This is a genomic window from Streptomyces sp. NPDC002734 (assembly GCF_040295685.1).
In the GTDB taxonomy this organism is placed as follows: Bacteria; Actinomycetota; Actinomycetes; order Streptomycetales; family Streptomycetaceae; genus Streptomyces.
Window position 1 is genome coordinate 34,824 of the sequence record NZ_JBEOVU010000006.1, and the last position, 17,952, is coordinate 52,775.

Annotated in this window: 17 protein-coding genes; 9 read left to right on the forward strand and 8 right to left on the reverse strand. The window is 75.1% G+C overall.

The genetic code is table 11. The features are described from left to right. Positions 1-184 precede the first annotated feature (184 nt). From ABT026_RS07645 to ABT026_RS07655, 3 genes are all read left to right on the forward strand, one after another. Positions 185-2,962, forward strand: a complete 2,778-nt coding sequence (locus ABT026_RS07645) for an FtsX-like permease family protein (RefSeq protein WP_351113334.1) — start codon at positions 185-187, stop codon at positions 2,960-2,962. Between the two features lie 74 nt (positions 2,963-3,036). Next, positions 3,037-4,002 carry an ABC transporter ATP-binding protein gene (locus tag ABT026_RS07650; RefSeq protein ID WP_351113171.1) on the forward strand — a complete coding sequence of 322 codons (966 nt, stop codon included), beginning with the start codon at positions 3,037-3,039 and terminating at the stop codon, positions 4,000-4,002. A 157-nt stretch (positions 4,003-4,159) separates the two neighbouring features. Then, on the forward strand, positions 4,160-4,312 hold the full coding sequence (locus ABT026_RS07655; protein ID WP_351113172.1) for a hypothetical protein: 153 nt from the start codon (positions 4,160-4,162) through the stop codon (positions 4,310-4,312). A 10-nt stretch (positions 4,313-4,322) separates the two neighbouring features. On the opposite strand, the gene ABT026_RS07660 is transcribed toward ABT026_RS07655, so the two are convergent. Next, complete coding sequence (locus tag ABT026_RS07660; RefSeq protein WP_351113173.1) at positions 4,323-4,754, reverse strand: hypothetical protein; 432 nt, start codon at positions 4,752-4,754, stop codon at positions 4,323-4,325. Between the two features lie 131 nt (positions 4,755-4,885). Next, positions 4,886-5,596, reverse strand: coding sequence for an ABC transporter ATP-binding protein (locus ABT026_RS07665; protein ID WP_351113174.1), 711 nt, complete (start codon positions 5,594-5,596; stop codon positions 4,886-4,888). A gap of 179 nt (positions 5,597-5,775) precedes the next feature. On the opposite strand from ABT026_RS07665, the gene ABT026_RS07670 reads away from it, so the two are divergent. The 4 genes from ABT026_RS07670 (at position 5,776) to ABT026_RS07685 (ending at position 11,160) form a co-directional block, all read left to right on the forward strand. Continuing rightward, positions 5,776-7,074, forward strand: a complete 1,299-nt coding sequence (locus tag ABT026_RS07670; protein ID WP_351113175.1) for a tetratricopeptide repeat protein — start codon at positions 5,776-5,778, stop codon at positions 7,072-7,074. Between the two features lie 710 nt (positions 7,075-7,784). Continuing rightward, the gene (locus ABT026_RS07675; protein ID WP_351113176.1) at positions 7,785-9,332 is read left to right on the forward strand and encodes a DHA2 family efflux MFS transporter permease subunit; all 1,548 of its coding nucleotides are present in this window, start codon (positions 7,785-7,787) and stop codon (positions 9,330-9,332) included. A 187-nt stretch (positions 9,333-9,519) separates the two neighbouring features. Beyond that, positions 9,520-10,590, forward strand: a complete 1,071-nt coding sequence (locus ABT026_RS07680) for a hypothetical protein (RefSeq protein WP_351113177.1) — start codon at positions 9,520-9,522, stop codon at positions 10,588-10,590. A 105-nt stretch (positions 10,591-10,695) separates the two neighbouring features. Beyond that, positions 10,696-11,160, forward strand: coding sequence for a nuclear transport factor 2 family protein (locus tag ABT026_RS07685; protein WP_351113178.1), 465 nt, complete (start codon positions 10,696-10,698; stop codon positions 11,158-11,160). Between the two features lie 80 nt (positions 11,161-11,240). Here ABT026_RS07685 and ABT026_RS07690 read toward each other — a convergent pair whose 3' ends face one another. The 4 genes from ABT026_RS07690 to ABT026_RS07705 are packed head-to-tail and all read right to left on the reverse strand — an operon-like array spanning position 11,241 to position 13,791. After that, entirely contained in the window at positions 11,241-11,396 is a 156-nt protein-coding gene (locus tag ABT026_RS07690; protein ID WP_351113179.1) for a hypothetical protein, read from the reverse strand. A 46-nt stretch (positions 11,397-11,442) separates the two neighbouring features. After that, positions 11,443-12,405, reverse strand: a complete 963-nt coding sequence (locus ABT026_RS07695; RefSeq protein WP_351113180.1) for an MBL fold metallo-hydrolase — start codon at positions 12,403-12,405, stop codon at positions 11,443-11,445. Further along, entirely contained in the window at positions 12,402-12,950 is a 549-nt protein-coding gene (locus ABT026_RS07700) for a flavin reductase family protein (protein ID WP_351113181.1), read from the reverse strand. The genes ABT026_RS07695 and ABT026_RS07700 overlap by 4 nt, the downstream gene beginning before the upstream one ends. A 55-nt stretch (positions 12,951-13,005) precedes the next feature. Continuing rightward, positions 13,006-13,791, reverse strand: coding sequence for an SDR family NAD(P)-dependent oxidoreductase (locus tag ABT026_RS07705; RefSeq protein WP_351113182.1), 786 nt, complete (start codon positions 13,789-13,791; stop codon positions 13,006-13,008). Between the two features lie 226 nt (positions 13,792-14,017). Here ABT026_RS07705 and ABT026_RS07710 point away from each other — a divergent pair, with 226 nt between their 5' ends. Together ABT026_RS07710 and ABT026_RS07715 are read left to right on the forward strand one after the other, a co-directional pair. Next, on the forward strand, positions 14,018-14,509 hold the full coding sequence (locus ABT026_RS07710; protein WP_351113183.1) for an SRPBCC family protein: 492 nt from the start codon (positions 14,018-14,020) through the stop codon (positions 14,507-14,509). Further along, positions 14,506-15,681: an acyl-CoA dehydrogenase family protein gene (locus tag ABT026_RS07715; protein WP_351113184.1), complete on the forward strand. Its 1,176-nt coding sequence runs from the start codon at positions 14,506-14,508 to the stop codon at positions 15,679-15,681. Before ABT026_RS07710 ends, ABT026_RS07715 begins: the two co-directional genes overlap by 4 nt. Positions 15,682-16,236: 555 nt before the next feature. On the opposite strand, the gene ABT026_RS07720 is transcribed toward ABT026_RS07715, so the two are convergent. After that, a complete protein-coding gene (locus ABT026_RS07720) occupies positions 16,237-17,550 on the reverse strand; it encodes an NAD(P)/FAD-dependent oxidoreductase (RefSeq protein WP_351113185.1) in 1,314 nt (437 codons plus the stop codon). After that, positions 17,550-17,873 (reverse strand): 2Fe-2S iron-sulfur cluster-binding protein, encoded by a 324-nt coding sequence (locus tag ABT026_RS07725; protein WP_351113186.1) that lies wholly within the window; start codon positions 17,871-17,873, stop codon positions 17,550-17,552. The genes ABT026_RS07720 and ABT026_RS07725 overlap by 1 nt, the downstream gene beginning before the upstream one ends. Between the last annotated feature and the right edge of the window lie 79 nt (positions 17,874-17,952).

Sequence of the window (17,952 nt, forward strand, 5' to 3'; positions counted from 1 at the left end):
CCACGAGCCCGCACGGTCCGACGGCGAGGCGGGGCGGTCCGACCGCGAGCCCGCACGGTCCGACGGCGAGGCGGGGCGGTCCGACCGCGAGCCCGCACGGTCCGACGGCGAGGCCGCGGTTGGGCGTAGGACGGGGTCGGCGGCGCGGAAGGCGAGGGCGGCGCGGCCGTCCGCGTCGGCCGGACTGCGGACCCGGCTGCGGGCCTTCGCCGGCACCTCCCTGGCCCTCGCGCTGCTGGTGGCCGTGACCGTCGCGCTGGCCGCCGCCTACCCGCGCGCCGTCGACCGGTACGGGGACGCCGGGCTGCGCCGGGCGGTCGAGGAGGCGCTTCCGGACCTGACGACCGTGCGGGTGACCGCCCCGCCCGCCGGGTGGACCAGCTTGGAGGAGGCGGAGGCCGCGCTGCGCCCCGACGCGCTGGCCGCGGCGCAGGCCGAGGTCCTCGGCGCCGCCCGGACGCCGCTCGTGCCCGACCGGGAGCAGTCGACGTACGGCGTGCGCTCGACCGTCGTGCCGCTCGACGAGTGGCTTCCCCGGCCCTCCGACGTCCCCGCCGAGATGGTCGTCGCCGTCCAGCAGGACCTGGACTCCCACGCCCGGGTCACCGAGGGCCGGATGCCCCGCACCGACGGCCCGGTGACCGCGGCGACCGAGCGGGTCGAGGCCGTCGTCACCGAGGACACCGCCCGCGCGCTGCGCATCGAGGTGGGCTCGGTGATCCACCTGCCCGAGGTGGAGGGGACACCGCTCGCCGTGCGGATCAGCGGCATCGTCGTCCCGCGTTCGCCCGAGGGCGCCTACTGGTCGACGCTGCCGGTGTTGCGCGCCCCCGCGCTCAGCCAGGTGCCCGGCAGCATCCCGGTGGACCACTACTGGCTCGGCGGCCTGCTCCTCGCCCCCGACGCCGGACCGGCCCTCCTCGGCGTCAGGACCGAGGACGAGCTCACCCGCTACTGGCACCTGGCCCCCGAGCTCGACGCCCTGCGCGCCCACGACCTGGACCGGCTGTCGTCCGCCGTCGCCGCCCTGGAGGCGGGCCCCGGGGCGCAGCACCTGCGGACGGCCGTCGACCAGAACATGGAGACCCAGACCGGCCTGGACGAGGTCCTGGCCGGCCACGCCCGGCTGCGCGCGGGCGTCCTGCCGCTGCTGCTCCTCGCCGCCGTCGGCGCCGGCGCCCTCGCGGTGATCGTCCTCGCCATGGCCGGCGCGGTGACCGCCGAGCGCCGCCGCGCCGAACTGGCCCTGCTGCGGGCCCGCGGCGCCTCGCTGCCCCGCCTCGCCCTGCGGCTGCTGGCGGAGACGGCGGTGGTCGCCGTGCCGGCCGGCGGGCTCGGACTCGCCGCCGCGCTGTTCCTGCTGCCCGGCGCCCGCACAGCGTCCGCCGTTGCCGCGGCCGTCGCCGTCACCCTGCTCGCCTGCCTCGCGCTGCCGCTGCGCGCGGCGGCGGCCCACCGCACGGTCCGTCTGCACGAGGTCCGGGAGGACCACGCCACCGCACGGCCGTCCCGGCGCCGCACGGTGGCCGAGCTGACCGTCCTGGTCATCGCGGTGGCCGCGGTCCTCGCGTTGCGCCGTCAGGGGTCCGGCAGCACCGGACTGGTGGCCGCCGCCCCCGTCCTGACCGGCGTGGTCACGGCCCTGCTGCTGGTGCGCCTGCACCCGCTGCCGCTGCGTGCGCTGAGCCGGGCGACCGCCCGGGCGCGCGGACCGGTGGTCCCGCTGTCGCTGGCCCACGCGGCCCGCGCCTCCGGCCTCGCCGTACTGCCGCTGCTCGCCCTGATCGTCGCCCTGACGACGGCCGCGTTCGGCGGTTCGGTCCTGGCGGGGGTGACGGCGGCCCGCGACCAGGCCTCGCTCCTCGCCGTCGGCGCCGACGCCCGGGTGGAGAGCGCCTCCGGCGTCCTGCCGCGTGGCCTGGCCGACCGCGTCCGCCGGCTGCCCGGCGTCCGCGACGCCGTGGAGGCGGGCGTCGCCTACGAGGCCCGGCCGTTGCAGGACACCGAGCCGGTGCCGCTGGCCGGGGTCGACCCCGACGCCTACGCGGACCTGTCGCGGCGGACGGGCCTCGGCCCGTTCGACGCCGCCGACCTGCGCGCGGCGGCCACCGGCACCGCGGGCGACGCGGACTCCGGTGACGACCGGCCGCTGCCCGCGCTGGCCTCACCGGGCCTGGCCGAGCGGTACGGCACCGCACCGGCCCCCGTCCGGCTGCCGGACGGCAGCACCGTCACCGTACGGATCGTCACGGTCCGGGACCGTACACCGGCCGTCATCGGCGACGAGTTCCTGGTCGTGGACCGGGCCGGTCTCCCCGGCGACGCGGCCCGGGCGACCACCCTGCTGCTGACCGGCGAGGGCCTGGACGGCAAGGCGCTCCGCGCGGCGGCGCGGGACGCGGCGGGCGCCTCGGACGCCGAGGGCGCCTCGGACGCCGAGGGCACCGCGGGAGCCGAGGACTCGGAGACGACCGTCCGGCTGCGCGCCGAGGAACACGCGCGGAACGTCGGCTCACCGTTGCAGTCCGGCGCGGAACGCCTCTACGCGGCCGCCGTCCTCGCGGGCGCCGGCTACGCGGTCCTCGCCCTGCTGCTGACCGTGCTGCGCACCGCGCCCGAACACCGTGCCCTGCTCGCCCGGTTGCGCACCATGGGCATGACCCGGGCGCAGGGCCGCCGGCTGCTCGTGCTCACCGCCCTCCCGCAGGCCCTGCCGGCCGCGGTGGGCGGCGTGCTCGCCGGCTGGGCCGGCATCCGCCTGACGGCGCCCGGCATCGACCTCACGGCCGTCGCGCTGACCTCCTCGTCCGCCGTCGACACGGTCGCGCTGCGCGCCGATCCGCTCTCCCTGACCGTCCCGGCACTCGTCGTCCTGCTGCTGGCCGTCGGTGTGCCGGCCGGCCAGGCGTGGTGGACCTCCCGGCGCGGCTCGGCACCCGAACTCAGGCTGGGAGACCGGTAGATGACCGGAACCACGGCAGGACCACGCCCTCCCCGGCACCGGCCGGTGTCCCTCCGTCCGCCCAGGAGCAGCCGATGACCGACAGCCCGACCTTCCACGAGCTCGCCGACCGCGCCCTGGCCGCGCGCGACGCCGCCGCCTACGGTCACGACGCCCTGATCACCTGCGACCGGCTGGTGCGGATCTTCTCCGCCGACGGGGTGGAGGTCCAGGCGCTTCAGGGCCTCGATCTCCTGGTGCGCAAGGGGGAGTTGATGGCGCTGGTGGGCGCCTCCGGCAGCGGCAAGTCCACCCTGATGAACATCCTCGCCGGCCTGGACCGGCCCACCGCCGGCGCCGCCCGCGTCGCCGGGCACGACCTGCTCACGATGGGCGCCAAGGAGCGCCTCGCCTACCGCCGCGACACCGTCGGTTTCGTGTGGCAGCAGACCTCACGCAACCTCCTGCCCTACCTCACCGCCGCGCAGAACGTCGCGCTGCCCCTTCAGCTGGCCGGCGCCGGGGGCCGGCGCCGCCGCCGGGCCGAGCGCGCCATGGAGCTGCTCGACCTGCTGGAGGTCGCCGACTGCCGCGACCGCCGGCCGCAGCAGATGTCGGGCGGGCAGCAGCAGCGCGTCGCCCTCGCGGTGGCCCTCGCCAACGACCCGGCGATCCTGCTCGCCGACGAGCCCACCGGCGAACTCGACTCGCACACCGCGGAGCAGGTGTTCGCCGCGTTCCGCACCGCCAACGAGGCGCTGGGCACCACCATCGTCATCGTCACGCACGACCGCTCCGTCGCCTCCGAGGTCCGCCGCACAGTGGCCATCCGGGACGGACGCACCTCGACGGAGGTGCTGCGCCGCAGCGAGGTCGACTCCGCCACCGGGCAGGAGAGCCTGGTCGCCCGCGAGTACGCGATGCTCGACCGGGCCGGCCGCCTCCAGCTGCCCGCCGAGTACACGCGCGCCCTGGGTATGCGCGACCGCGTCGCCCTGGAACTGGAACCCGACCACATCGCCGTCCGCCCCGACGACGCCCACGGGGACGGTCCCGCCTAGCCCGGGCGGCCTCCTGGGGCCGGTTCCACGGGGTGAAAACGCCACGGACGGCAGCGTCTCGACAGGGCAGAACGGGCGGGAGGGACCGTCGAGGCCGGTGGGGTACTCACGAACGGCGAGGGTGATCGTCCCACGCCGGCCGACGGCACATCAGCCGGTGATCGCTCCCGGCGACGACCCCGCCCTGCGGCGTTCCTTCCTCACCGTGGCGCGGTTCCGGCACGGCCCGGCCGTGCCGTCGGGCGAGGACGCCGACGCCGGGCTCCGTGACATCGCCTGGGACGACCTCGCCCTCGACGACGACGTCTGAGCGCGTCCGGTCACCAGAACGACCGCGGGTCCTGCGCGTGTTCCGGCGAGTGCCGGTCCTCTCCCCGCCCCAGGCCGGTGCGGACCAGGAAGCCGGGGTGCGGGTCGGACACCGGGGCGGCGACGTGCACCCGCCGGGTCCCGGGGACCTCCACCTCGACGAGGACGCCGTCGCGGAACATCCACAGACCGAACAGGTCGTCGTCCTCGTCGTGCAGCAGGACCTGCACGCAGGCGGGCTCGTTCCACGGCAGGGACTCCAGGTCCGCGAGCACGCCGCGGCGTCGGAACCACCGCTCGAACTCGATGTACCAGCCCCCGACGAACCAGGGGATCTGCTGGAAGCAGCCGCCCCAGGTGCGGGACTCGTCCGGCCGCGTCAGAGGCTCCATCACCTCGTCCTCGTACCGCGCCAACACGATGACCTGCGCCATTCTGCTCATGCGGACAGGTGACACCGCGCGCAGTGCGGAGGGCAACCGAATTGGGCACCCCGGCACGGCCTCAGCGGTGTGCCGGGCCCTTCCGTCCGGGCACCTGCCACCGGGCCGGGCCACCGGGCCGGTGAAGCGGCCTACGCCTCTTCGGTCGCGTCGAGCTCGGTGATCTCGCCGTCCCGCAGCTCCAGCACGCGGTCGGCGAGGTCGAGCAGGGTGGTGTCGTGGGTGGCCACGAGCGCGGTGATCTCCTCGCTGCGGACCACCGCGCGCAGCAGTTCCATCACCGAGTGGCCGGTTTCCGCGTCCAGCTGGCCGGTCGGCTCGTCGGCGATGAGGATCGACGGGCTGTTCGCCAGAGCGCGGGCGATGGCCACGCGTTGGCGCTGCCCGCCCGACAACTCGCCCGGCCGCTGCGCCGCGTGGTCCGTCAGGCCCACCAGGGACAGCAGCAGGTCGACGCGCTCCTCCCGCTCCCGCGGGTCGGCGCCGCGCAGCCGCAGCGGCACGCCGACGTTCTCGGCGGCGGTGAGCACGGGGATGAGCCCGAAGGACTGGAACACGAACCCGATGCGTTCCCGGCGCAGGGCGAGCAGCGCGTCCTCGCCCTGTTCCCGCAGGTCCAGTCCGTCGACGACGACGCTGCCGCCGTCCGGCTCGTCGAGGCCGCCGACGATGTTGAGCAGCGTGGTCTTGCCCGAGCCGGAACGCCCCTTGAGGGCCACGAGTTCACCCCGCGGGACCTCGAAGGAGACACCCCGCAGCGCGTGCACGGCGCCGACGCCCCGCCCGTACGACTTGTGCACGTCCGTCACCCGCAGCATGGCTGTGGTCACCGCCTGGCCCATCGCGCCCCCGTCCGCTCCGCCGACGCCAAGGTGCGCCAGTATGGCACCGGCCCACCCGGCATGGCGACGTGTTCACCTGGGCGGATCCTGCCGGGCAGGGGCAGGGGCAAGGGCAAGGGCGCGGTCCGCGGAGCTGTCGATCTCCGTGACATCACGCCACGCGGCGGGGGAGGAGCGGGATGAGGAGTGAGCCGGTCACCGCGGAGTCGCTCGCGGAGGCGCGACGACTTGCGCGGGAGGATCCGGGGGCCGGCCTGCCGCTGCTGGCGCGGCGTCTGGCGGCCCACGGGTGGTACGTCGACCGCGGGCGGCCCACCGCGCGGCTCCCGTACTTCGAGGAGGCCGCGGGCATCTGGCGCGATCTCCTCGCGGGAGGAGCGGAGGAGCATCTCGCGGCGGCGACGTACCTGATCTCCTCGCTCGCGTCGCAGTACTCGGCCGCTCACGCCGACGACCGCTCGCTGGCCGCGCGGACGGAGGCGGCCGGGCTGATGCGGCGGCTCAACCGCACCCGGGCGGCCGGCGAGAAGGACACCCGCGTCCTCGGCGCGTGCGCGCATGCGCTGGCCGAGGCGGGGCGGTACGGGGAGGCCGTGGCGGTGCAGCGTGAGGTCGTCGACCTGTGTCGCGCGGCGGAGGGCCCTGAGGACGGGGCGCGGCCCGGCATCCTCATGTGGGCGCTCCACGACCTGGCCCTCCACCTCGGCCTGGCCGGGCGGACCGAGGAGAGTCTGGAGGCGGATCGCGAGGCTCTCGCGCTCGGGCGCCGTCCGGCGGAGGGGGCTCCGCGACGCCTGCCCGCGCTGGCGATCCGGCTGGCGGGAGCCGCGCTCCGCTTCGCCGGTGCGGGGCGTGCACCGGAGGCGGTGCGGCTACTGGACGAGGCGGTGGGTGTCTGCGACCGGCTTCCGCCTGAGGGTTCCGTCCATGACTACGGGTTCCACCAAGCGCTGCAGGCCGCGATGTTCGCCAGGTCCGGAGCCGATGAGGAGCGAATGGCCGCGGGCCGGGTGGCGCCGGCCGGGGACGAACGGGAGCCCATGGTCCTTCGGCCGGTGCTGGGTGCGGACTTCAGTCGGTGGGCGTTCAGCGTCCGGGAGGCCTACCTGACGGAGCACGAGACCGTCGAGCGGGCGATCGCGGGGGCGGTCGAGGAGGCGGGAGACGTGTCCGCCCTCGGGCCGGCGGAACTGGCCGGACTCGGCACGCTCCTGCGCCGCCGCGGCATCCGCCGGTCGGTCCACCCCTCGGGCGGGTGGCGGGAGTTCGCCGAGGTGGTGGTCGCGGGGCTGGGGGAGGCGGTCGCCGTGGAGCGCCGCCTGGTCGCCGTCCGGCCGGACGCCGGTCCCGGGCGCCTGGTTCGCTCGCTCACCGACCACGCGCTCGGGTGCCTGGCCGTCGGGGCGAACGCGTCGGCGGGGGAGGCGCTGAGGGAGGCCCGCGATGTGTCCGCCGCCGCGGAGGGGAGGGGAAGGTGACGTGGGCGTCCGCCCGTGGGCCGGCGCGCCCCGTCCCGTCACTTTCTTCGCGGACCCGGACCGGCGGGGACGTGCGCGCACCTTCCGCCCAGGGGGCCTTCCCTGCCCCGGCTGCCCCGGCTGCCCCGGCTGCCCCGGCTGCCCGGTCACCCGAGGCGGCGAAGGCGGCGAGGAGGCGCGGCGGCTGGGACGGGGCGGGTCCCGGGCATACGGCGATTGCCTCCGGCGCGGACGGTGCGGAACTGTCGCTGCGTGCGGTGCGGGACGCCCGTGGACGCAGGGCGCGCCCTCTGTCAGCGCGGCGCGGGAGAACGGTGCGGGTGACGCTGCGGACCGGGGCGGGAGGCCCGGGTGCCGGTAGGTCAGGCCGCCCCCTGGGCGGGGCCGCGCACCCCTGCGCGTGGGGCCGGTGCGGCTTCGTGGGGGCCGGGTGACCCCGGGTGGGGACTGTCGGTGCACCGGGGCATAATTCGTGCCCGGCATAAGTCCGATTTCGATATCATCCCCCGGTGGCGAAGCCGGACGACCCAGAGGTCGCGGACCTGCCGGAGGTCGTCGCAGGGCGGCGGTTGTCATGAGGGACGCCGCACCGCCGGGCCGGCTCCTCGCCGGCCGCCCCAGGCACGCTCACCGACGCGCGCGGCCCTGGTGCACACCGTCGGGCCGATGTGGGCCCCGGCGCGTGACTACTGAGAGAAGGAACCCTTTCCATGAGCACTGACACGGGCTCACCTCCCGGGTCCGAAGGCGGTCCGCAGGCGGCGGACAAGCTGGACAGCGGCGTTCTCAAGATCGCCGGCGTGGTCGTCCTGGGCGCCATCATGTCGATCCTCGACGTCACCGTGGTCAGCGTCGCGCTGCCCACCCTGATGAAGGAGTTCGACGCGACGTACGCCACCGTCGCCTGGACGATGACGGCCTACACCCTGGCCCTCGCCGCGGTCATCCCGATCACCGGGTGGGCGGCGGACCGGTTCGGCACCCGGCGTCTGTACCTGGCCTCGATCGTGCTCTTCGTCGGCGGTTCGGCGCTGTGCACCCTCGCCTGGGACATCGGCCCGCTGATCGCCTTCCGTGCGCTGCAGGGTCTCGGCGGCGGCATGCTGATGCCGCTGGGCATGACGATCATGACCCGGGCCGCCGGCCCGGAGCGCGTCGGCCGCGTCATGGCCGTGCTGGGCGTGCCCATGCTGCTCGGCCCGATCGGCGGCCCGATCCTCGGCGGCTGGCTGATCGAGGCGGCCAGCTGGCAGTGGATCTTCCTGATCAACGTTCCGATCGGCGCGGTCGCCCTGGTCAGCGCGTGGATCGTGCTGCCCAAGGACGACCCGCAGCCCTCCGCGTCCTTCGACTTCGTCGGCATGCTGCTGCTCTCGCCGGGTCTCGCCCTGTTCCTGTACGGCGTCTCCTCCATCCCGGAGGAGGGCACGGTCACCGCGACGAAGGTCCTGGTGCCGGGCCTGATCGGTCTGGTGCTCGTGGTGGCCTTCGTGGCGCACGCGCTGCGCAAGGCGGACGCGCTGATCGACCTCAGCCTCTTCAAGAACCGCAACGTGACCATCGCCGTGGTCACCATGACGCTGTTCTCGGTCGCGTTCATGGGCGCGATGCTGCTGTTCCCCAGCTACTTCCTCCAGGTCCGCGCCGAGGGCACCCTCAAGACGGGTCTGCTGCTGGCGCCGCAGGGCCTGGGCGCGATGCTGACCATGCCCATCGGCGGTCGCCTGACCGACAAGATGGGCCCGGGCAAGCTGGTCCTGGGCGGCATCGTGGTGATCGGCGCGGCCATGGCCGTCTTCACCCAGGTCGGCGCGGAGACCTCGTACGGCGTGCTGCTGGGCTCGCTGTTCGTGATGGGCATGGGCATGGGCGTCACGATGATGCCGATCATGTCCGCGGCCCTGAGCACGCTGACCGACCACCAGATCGCGCGGGGCTCGACGATGATGAACATCGTCCAGCAGACCGCGGGCTCGATCGGTACCGCCGTCATGTCGGTGATCTTCACCAACCACGTGCTCGACAGCCAGGCGGCCGGTGCGTACAGCGCCGTCATGCAGGGCAAGGTGCCCGTCGACCAGGTTCCGCCGGAGCTGCTCCTCCAGGGCAGGACGGACCTGGCCGAGGCGTTCGGCAGCACCTTCCTGATCGCCCTGGTGCTGATCGCGGCCTGCCTGGTCCCCGCCCTCTTCCTGCCGCGCAACAAGCCCGCCGCGACGGCGGGCGAGACGAAGACCGCGGCCGTGCCGATGCACTGACCCGCAACCTCCGTCGGGCTGCCGCCCCCGCCGTGCACACGGCGGGGGCGGCAGTTTTTCGCCGTCGGCCGGGACCGGTGGTTCGCCACCGTGGGGCGGGCGGTCCGGCCCCCTCCTCGGGGTCCGCGGAACCGGGGAAGATCGGCGGTGCGTCCTCGGTCCCGAGAGGTGAGGGGGCGAGGGCGGGATGCCGGCGTACCGACCGCAGGAGATGGCGCCCAGGGCATGGGCCCGGGCCGGCGTCGTGGGCGTCCTGGCCGTGCTGGTGACCGCGCTGGTCTGGCTGCCCCGGCCGTGGGGTGACCTGCGGGCGTACGAGGCGGCGCCCGTGTGCCGTGCCGGGCGTTCCGCGGAGGACTGCCGGACGGTGACGCCGGCCGAGGTCGCCGAGGTGGAGCGCCTGCGCCGCGGCAGCAGAGGCGCGTACCGGCTCACGCTCCGCCTCGCCGACGGGTCCGTGCGTGCGGTGACCATGGCCGGGCTGCGCGGCGGTCTCGGCGCCTCCGTCGGCGAGCGGGCCGGGATCGTCGTCTGGCGCGGCTCGGCGGTCGAGGTGGTCCAGGGGGCGGACCGGGACACGGTGACCGGTTCGCGTCTGCTCGCCTGGCGGCCGCCCCTGGTGTTCCTGCTGCTGCTCACGCCGGCCACGGCCGCCGCGCTGTGGACGGCGGGATGGCTGCGGCGGCGACGGCGGAGGCTGGGGCGGCGGGTGACGGGGCGGGAGGCGGTGCCGGTCGGCGTCGTCCTCGTGGCGGCGGTGGTGGCCGCCGTGGGAGGCCTGCCGATCGGGCTCTCGGCGAGCGGTCCCGAGGCCGCGCTGCGCGCCGGGGCATGGCTCCTGGCGGGCGCGGCGGTGGCGGCCGCGCCCTTCGTGCTGTGGACGTCGGCGCGGCCGCCGAGGGAGCGCCGGGACGTGGCGGTCGGCCCTCGCACCCCGGCGGAGGAGCGGGTCGTGCACGGCTTCGTACGGGGTGACGTGCCGTACAGCAAGGAGGGCTTCGACCGTCTGGTGGTGGGCCCCGGGCTGCTCGCCGCCACCCCCGACCCCGCGGGCCGGGTGGCGCGGGTCCGGGTGCCCGCGCTGGAGGTCGTGCGGGTCCGGGAGAGCTGGCCCGACGAGGCCCTGCCGCAGGGCCGGGGGAGGGCGCCCACCCAGGTCGTGGAGTGCCGGGACGCGGACCGCGAGGTGCTGATCGTGGCGCGGGCCGAGGACCTGCCCGAGGTGCTGGGGGCGCTGCGCTCCACCGGCCGGCCCTGAGCCCCGGACCGCGACCGGTGCTCCAGTGCGGCTGAAGCCGGGTGCGGCACGGTGGGCGGTGATGGCCGGCAGCCGCAAGGGGCGCCGCAGTGAGGGGAGTTCACCATGTCTCAGTCGGTCGGGATCCGCCCACAGGTCACCGGTGACCTGTACGCCGAGGTGCAGACCTTCTACGCCACGCAGATGCGGCGGGTCGACAGCCTGGACATCGAGGGCTTCGCCGCGACCTTCACCGAGGACGGCGAGATCGTGCACGCGGGCGGACGGCGGCAGAGCGGCCGGGCGGAGATGCTCGCCGGGATGCGGGCGGCCCTGCCCCGGTACAAGGACATCGCCACCCGGCACTGGTTCGGCCACCTCCTGATCGAGGCCGACCCCGCCGACGAGGACACCGTCCGCGTCTCCTACTACACGCTGGTCACGCAGACCGACCGCGAGGGCAAGGTCTCCTTCCAGCCCACCTTCACCGTGGACGACGTGCTCGTCCGCCGGGACGGCGCCCTGCTGACCCGCTCCCGGGTGATCACCCAGGACGGTCCGGACGCCCGCGCCGCCGCCGCGGCCGCCTGACGCCCGACACCGGTGCCGGCACGCGGCACAGGGATGAGGGGCCCTCCGCCGGAGGGCCCCTCATCCCTGTGCCGCGGCGCTCAGTCGATGCCGCGGCAGATGTGCGGCTCCGAGCCGTCGTCGTCGAGGTCCCCGGCGAGCAGCCAGGCCACCCAGCGGGGTGCCTCGCACGGGCCGCCGAGGGGCGGCAGGGTCGCGGCGGCGGTCTTCTCGCGGTCCGGCAGATTCGTCTCCATCGACGACTCCTTTTCGGTGGGCAGGTCTTCTCTCCGCTCGAGGCGGTCAGGCGTGACAGGAGGGCAGGCCTCCGTGGAAGGCGACCATCTCCTTGAAGGACGCGGCGACGTCGATCCGGGCGCCCGGCTCCAGCCCCTCCAGCTCCGCGTACGCCCGGTGCAGGTTGCCCACCAGGCGCTCGGAGTCCAGGAGGCCGGCGAACGCGCCGAGGTCGGCCTCGCGGGCGGCGGTCAGCGCGCTCACTCCGCGGCGCAGCCCGTCGCGGGCGAGTTCCGCCAGCCACCGCACGTACGCCTCCGTCTCGTCCAGCAGCTCGGGGCCGCCGACCGGCCCGTGTCCGGGGACGACCACCTCGGGGGCGAGGACGCGCATCCGGGCCAGCGCCTGGAGCGAACCGGTGATCGAGCCCATGAGGAGGTAGGGGGTCACCCCCGACCAGACGACGTCACCGGTGAAGAGCACCCCGCGCTCGGGGACCCAGGCGACGACGTCGTTCGGGGTGTGGGCCGGGCCCACGTCGAACAGCTCGGTGCGCGGGCCGCCGTCGCCGTGCAGGGTGAGGCGGTCGCGGAAGGTGAGGTCCGGAGGGGTCAGGGGCGTGTCGCCCCACTCCACGCCGGGCCACAGGTGCCGCAGGCCCAGGCCCGCCTCGCAGATGTCGGACCGGGTCCCCTCGTGCGCGACGACGACGGCGCGCGGGACGAACTGGCCGTTGCCGAAGGTGTGGTCGCCGTGGAAGTGGGTGTTGACCACGTAGTCCGGTCCCGCCGGCACCACGCGCTCCACCTCCGCGCGCAGATGGCGGGCCCGTGCCTCGGTCGCCGCCGTGTCGACGAGGACCGAGCGCCCGCCGCCGACGACGAGTCCCGCGTTGTTCAGGCACCAGCCGCCCTCCGGCTGGACATACGCGTACACGTCGTCGGCGACCCGCGTCAGGCTGCCCGGCGCCGCCTTGGCCACCCCGGGGGAGGCCGGGGCGGCGGGGGCGGCCGGGGCCGGCGCCGTCACGCGGCGGCCCTCGGCGCCTCGGCGGCGGGCAGCGAGCCGAACCGGCCCAGGTGGAACAGCAGCGGGTCCGGCGCGGACGCGCCGCCGGACAGCGCCACCACCCTGCCGATCAGCAGCGTGTGGTCGCCCGCCTCGTGCTCGGCGTGCAGCACGCACTCGACGTACGCCTCGGAGGCGGGCAGCACGGCGTTGCCGGTGACCCCCTCCACGGCGGACAGCCGGCGCATCGCGGCGTGCCCCTCCGGCCGGTCGGGCCGGCAGAACTCCTGCGCCAGGTCACGTTGCGCGTCGGTGAGCAGGTTCACGGCGTAGCTGCCCGAGCGCGAGATGCGCGGGCGCATCCGGCCGTCCGCCTTGACCGACACCAGGATCAGCATCGGGTCGAGGGAGACGGAGGTCAGGCTGTTGAGGGTCATCACGATCGTCTCGTCGCCACTGCCCTGGGTGAGCAGGGTGACGCCGGTCGGGAACCGGCCCATCGCGGCCCGGAAGGAGGCCACGTCCGGTTCGGCCAGCGTGGCGCCGGCGGTCACAGCGGGGGTCATGTCGGTACTCCGTTTCAGCTCGTCCACTCGTCCGGTCGTCCGTCCGAGGCGGCGGTCAGTAGTTGCCGAGCCCGCCGCACACGTTCAGCGCCTGCGCGGTGATGGAGCCGGCCGTGTCCGAGGCGAGGTAGCCGACGAGTCCGGCGACCTCCTCGGGCGTCGAGTAACGGCCCAGCGGGATCTTCGCGTTGAAGCGCTCCTGGATCTCCTGCTCGCTCACCCCGTAGTGGCCCGCGTAGCCCTGCCGGACCCGCTGGGCCATCGGCGTCTCCACATAGCCGGGGCAGACGGCGTTCACGGTGATGCCGGTCGGGGCCAGCTCCTTGCCGACGGCCTTGGTGAAGCCGATGACACCGTGCTTGGACGCCGAGTAGGGCGCGGCGAGCTCGACGCCCTGCTTGCCGCCGGTGGAGGCGATGTTGATGATCCGGCCCCACGAGCCCTCGCGCATCAGCCCGGTGGAGAGCACCTCGCGGGTCACCCGGAAGGTGCCGTTGAGGTTGGTCTCGATGACGTCGTCCCACAGCGCGTCGGGCAGCTCGGCCGTCACGCCGCCGCCGCCGCGTCCCGCGTTGTTGACGAGGATGTCGATGCGCCCGTACTCGGCGACCGCGGCGCGCACCGCCTCCTGGATCTGCGCCGGGGACGTCACGTCGCACACCGTCCCCGACACCTCGCGGCCCAGCTCGCGCTGCTCCTTGACCAGGGTGCGCACGTTTTCCGCGTCGCGGGCCACGCCGAACACCGCGACCCCCTGCCCGGCCAGCAACTCGGTCACGGCCAGGCCGATCCCGCTGGTCGCGCCGGTGACGAAGGCGACCCGTCGTTGCACGTCTGTCATCGCGTTCTCCCCATCGCTCGTGTGGCTCGCTCGTGCGGCTCGTCGGTCCGCTCCACTTCGGCTCGACGGTGGGCCTGCCGCCTTGCGGGGTTCTCGGCCCGCGGTGGAGCGCCCCTGGAGGACAGACGTTCGAGCAGGGCTCGACACGCGGCCTAGCCGGGGCCGTCAGTTTGGGCGTAATCGATGCCGTGGCCGGGCGGACACCCGGCCTGAGCGAGGAGGCCCCGTGCCCGAGCAGACGCAGACGCTGCCTGATGTCAGGAAGTCGGTAACCGTCGCGGCGACGCCCGACGAGTGCTTCCGGATCTTCACCGAGCGGCCGGCCGACTGGTGGCCGCCGAGCCACGTCCTGGTCCGCAAGGAGCGGGCCGGTCTCGCCTTCGAGCCGGGCGTGGGCGGGCGCTACTACGAGTGGGACGTCGAGGGCACCGAGATCGCCTGGGGCCGCATCCTCGAGTGGGAGCCCGGCCGGCGGCTCGTCATGACCTGGCGCATCGACCCCAACTGGCAGTCCATCCCCACCGACGACGGCGCCAGCGAGATCGAGGTGGACTTCGAGGCCGTGGACGAGGGGCACACCAAGGTGTCGCTCGCCCACGTCAAGCTCGACAACCACGGCCCCGGCGCCGAGCGGGTGTTCAAGGCCCTCGACGGACCCAGCCCGGGCGAGACGCTGGAGCGCTTCGAGCGGGCCGTCGCGAACGGACCGGCCGCGTGAGCGTCGACACCGGCGTCGCCGCCCCCGCGCCGGCTTCCGTCTCCACGGCTCCCGCATCCCTCGCCGCCCCGTCGACCGGGCTCGCCGACGCCGCCGTCCGGCTGCGGGACCTGGCGGCCGCCCACGCGGCGGACGCCGACACCGCGCGCGGCCTGTACCGCGAGGTCACCCACGGCATCCGCGAGGCCGGGTTCGCCCGGCACTTCGTGTCCGCCCGCTTCGGCGGCACCGAGGGCACCTTCGCCGAGCTCACCCGGGCCGTCATGACCGTCGGCGAGGGCTGCGCCGCCTCGGCCTGGTGCGCCTCGCTGGCCGCCTACTCGGCCCGCTTCGCCGCCCACCTGCCCGAGGCCGGGCACCAGGAACTGTGGGGCGCCGGACCCGACACCGTCGTCGCCACCGGGCTCATGCCGGCCGGCCGGGCCGTCCCGGAGAACGGCGGCTGGCGCCTCACCGGTCGCTGGGCGTACGTCAGCGCCGTGGACTTCGCCGACTGGGTGATGGTCTGCGCCGCGGTTCCCGGCGCAGGCGGTGAGGGACCGCCGCAGCTGCGCTTCTTCACCCTGCCGCGCGGGGCGTACAGCGTGCTCGAGACCTGGGACAGCATCGGGATGCGCGCCACCGGCAGCCACACCGTGGTCGTCGAGAACGCGTTCGTGCCGGAGCACCTGACGTTCGACCGTACGGACATGCTCACCGGCCGCAACGGCTTCTCCCCGGTGCCCTCGCACAACGTGCCGTTCCAGGCCGTCGGCGGGCTCACCTTCATCGCGCCCGTGGCCGGCGCCGCGACCGGCGCGCTGGCCGCCGTCGCCGACTCGGTCACCGGACGCCGCCGCACCCAGACGGCCGAGCTGACCGTGGTCCGCGCCTCCGGCCTCGTCGACGCCGCGCGCCACCTGGTGGAGCAGAACGCCCAGGTCCTCGACGAGCGGCTGTTCACCCCCGAGCACATGGCCCGCAACGAGCGCAACGCCACCTTCGCCGCCGAGATCCTGCGCGAGGCCGTCACGCTGCTGGTCGGCGCGGCCGGCACCGGCGGGCTCGGCGAGAAGCACCCGTTGCAGCGCCACTGGCGCGACATCACGTCCGCGACCAGCCACGTCGCACTGCAGTACGACACCGCGGCACGCAAGAACTACTCGGCGGTCCTGCTCGGCCCCGAGGGGTGAGAACCCGGCGGGCACAGGGGGCGTCCCACCGAGGGCGCCCCTTCGGCCGTTCGGCCCCCGCCGCCGCCCACCGTTCCCTTCCCGTACCGGTACACCCCGGCGGAGGATCGATCGGGACTGTCACCCGGGAGACGACCACCCAGGAGACGGCGCCCCAGGGCGGCGGCTGCCCGCCGACCCCCGGCTCACCGCGCCCAGGCAGAAGCGGGCGCGGCCGACGGACGACGTGCTGTCCGAGCTGATCGCGGCGCGCGACCAGGGCGACCGGCTCAGCGGGGCGAACTGGTCACCGGCTCTCGGCGGAGAGCTTGTGGTCCGGCGTGGAGGTGAAGCGCGGCGTGGTGACCGAGGTGGTGCCGATCGGGCAGGTGGACGGTCACCGTGAGGTCCCGGACGCCGGCCGGCGGCCTGTTGCGGACCAGGTGGTGGGCGCGGTCCGGCGCGGCCGACGCGGTGCCGACGCCCGTCAGGACGGTCGGCACCGCGAACAGCACGCCGAGCAGCCTCAGCGTGCCCGAACGCGGCCGCCGCGTCGACGCGGCGGCGGAGTGGGTCTCAGGCGTGGACGGACAGCCTTTCCCCGGATCTCGGACCAGGCGGTGACGCTGTGGGGGAGGTGGGGGAGCTGGGGGTGTGGGGGGCGCGGGGAAGCTTCTTGAGGTCGAAGCCGGGCTCGCGGCACACCGCCGGCGACAACGCCGTGCCCGCGGCCAGCAGCCGCGCCGCGATCCCCTGGTCGGCGGGGCGGTTGACGGACTCGACGCCGATCAGCCGGCCCTCGCGGAAGCACAGGACGGAGAACCGGCCGCCCTCCACGTCGCCGAGGGTGACCGTCTCGTCGTGACCCGACGTCAGCCCCACCATCTGCACCCGCAGCGCGTACTGCTCGGTCCAGAAGCGGGGCACGGCCGTGTACGGGTGTGGCTCGCCGCAGATCGCGGCGGCCACGCAGCGGGCCTGGTCGGTGGCGTTCTGCACGGACTCCAGCCGCAGCCGGCCGCCGGAGCGCGACTCGGGGAAGGAGGCGCAGTCGCCGACCGCCCAGATGTCCGGGTCGGCGGTGCGCAGGCCGGCGTCGACCACGACGCCGTCCTCGACCGCCAGACCCGCGGCGAGCGCCGGACCGGTGCGGGGAAGCACACCGATGCCGACCACCACGAGGTCGGCGTCGAGCCGCTCGCCGTCCGCCAGCTCCACCGCGCGGACCCGTTCCTCGTCGTCGCCGTGGAGCACCGCGACCTGACGGCCGGTGAGGACCCGCACGCCCCGCGCGCGGTGCTCGGCGACGATCCGGTCGGACACGGCCGGCGTCAGCGCACGGGCCAGCGCCCGGGGCCCGCTCTCCACCACGGTCACCTCGTGGCCGAGGCCCCGCGCGGTGGCCGCCACCTCCAGGCCGACGAACCCGGCGCCGACCACGACCAGCCGCAGCGGCGGACCCTCCAGCGCGCGGCGCAGCACCTCCGCGTCGGCCAGGCCGCGCAGCGTGCGCACCCCGGTCAGCGAGGCGCCGGGAACCGGCAGCGGACGCGGGCGGCAGCCGGTCGCCAGGACCAGCGCGCCGTACGGCAGACGCAGGCCCGAGTCCAGCAGGACCGTGCGGCGCTCCCGGTCGACCGAGACCACCGTCGCGCCGGTCAGCAGCTCGATGTCCTGCTCGGCGTAGAACGAGGCGGGCCGCAGGGGCACGTCGTCGGCCGGCACCGCGCCGGTCAGGTAGCCCTTGGACAGCGGGGGCCGGTGGCAGGGGCCGGGCGGCTCGTCGCCCACCAGGGTGACGCGCCCGGTGTACCCGCGGGCCCGCAGCGCGGCCGCCGTCTCCAGGCCGGCCTGGCCCGCGCCCGCCACCACCACCGCGTTGGGCGCCATCAGCTCTGCGCCTCGGGCAGGTGGACCAGCAGGCCGTCCAGCTCCTCGGTGACCGGCAGCTGGCAGCTCAGCCGGCTGAACTCGTTGCGCTCGCAGGCCGTGCCGTACAGGACGTCGTCCTCGACCTCGTCCATCGCCGGCAGCGGCAGGGTGTTCGCGCTGTCGACGTACACGTGGCAGGTGCCGCACTGGGCGGACCCGCCGCACTGCGCCTCGATGCCGTCGACGTTGTTCAGCTTGGCTCCGCGCATGACCGTGTTGGGAGCCTCGACGTCGACGACGGTGACCGTTCCGTTCGGATGCTTATAGGTGATCTTGGCCATGGCAGGGTCTCCTGGGCTGTCGTTCGTGCAACATCGGCCATCCGTGCGCGGGTTACGGATCCGAACTGTGGCGACGCCG

Excerpts from the sequence above, each read along its gene's own strand:
- ABT026_RS07650 (WP_351113171.1), top strand. The coding sequence starts at position 3,037 with ATGACCGACAGCCCGACCTTCCACGAGCTCGCCGACCGCGCCCTGGCC.
- ABT026_RS07660 (WP_351113173.1), bottom strand. The coding sequence starts at position 4,754 with ATGAGCAGAATGGCGCAGGTCATCGTGTTGGCGCGGTACGAGGACGAG.
- ABT026_RS07665 (WP_351113174.1), bottom strand. The coding sequence starts at position 5,596 with ATGGGCCAGGCGGTGACCACAGCCATGCTGCGGGTGACGGACGTGCAC.
- ABT026_RS07670 (WP_351113175.1), top strand. The coding sequence starts at position 5,776 with ATGAGGAGTGAGCCGGTCACCGCGGAGTCGCTCGCGGAGGCGCGACGA.
- ABT026_RS07675 (WP_351113176.1), top strand. The coding sequence starts at position 7,785 with ATGAGCACTGACACGGGCTCACCTCCCGGGTCCGAAGGCGGTCCGCAG.
- ABT026_RS07680 (WP_351113177.1), top strand. The coding sequence starts at position 9,520 with ATGCCGGCGTACCGACCGCAGGAGATGGCGCCCAGGGCATGGGCCCGG.
- ABT026_RS07685 (WP_351113178.1), top strand. The coding sequence starts at position 10,696 with ATGTCTCAGTCGGTCGGGATCCGCCCACAGGTCACCGGTGACCTGTAC.
- ABT026_RS07690 (WP_351113179.1), bottom strand. The coding sequence starts at position 11,396 with ATGGAGACGAATCTGCCGGACCGCGAGAAGACCGCCGCCGCGACCCTG.
- ABT026_RS07700 (WP_351113181.1), bottom strand. The coding sequence starts at position 12,950 with ATGACCCCCGCTGTGACCGCCGGCGCCACGCTGGCCGAACCGGACGTG.
- ABT026_RS07705 (WP_351113182.1), bottom strand. The coding sequence starts at position 13,791 with ATGACAGACGTGCAACGACGGGTCGCCTTCGTCACCGGCGCGACCAGC.
- ABT026_RS07720 (WP_351113185.1), bottom strand. The coding sequence starts at position 17,550 with ATGGCGCCCAACGCGGTGGTGGTGGCGGGCGCGGGCCAGGCCGGCCTG.
- ABT026_RS07725 (WP_351113186.1), bottom strand. The coding sequence starts at position 17,873 with ATGGCCAAGATCACCTATAAGCATCCGAACGGAACGGTCACCGTCGTC.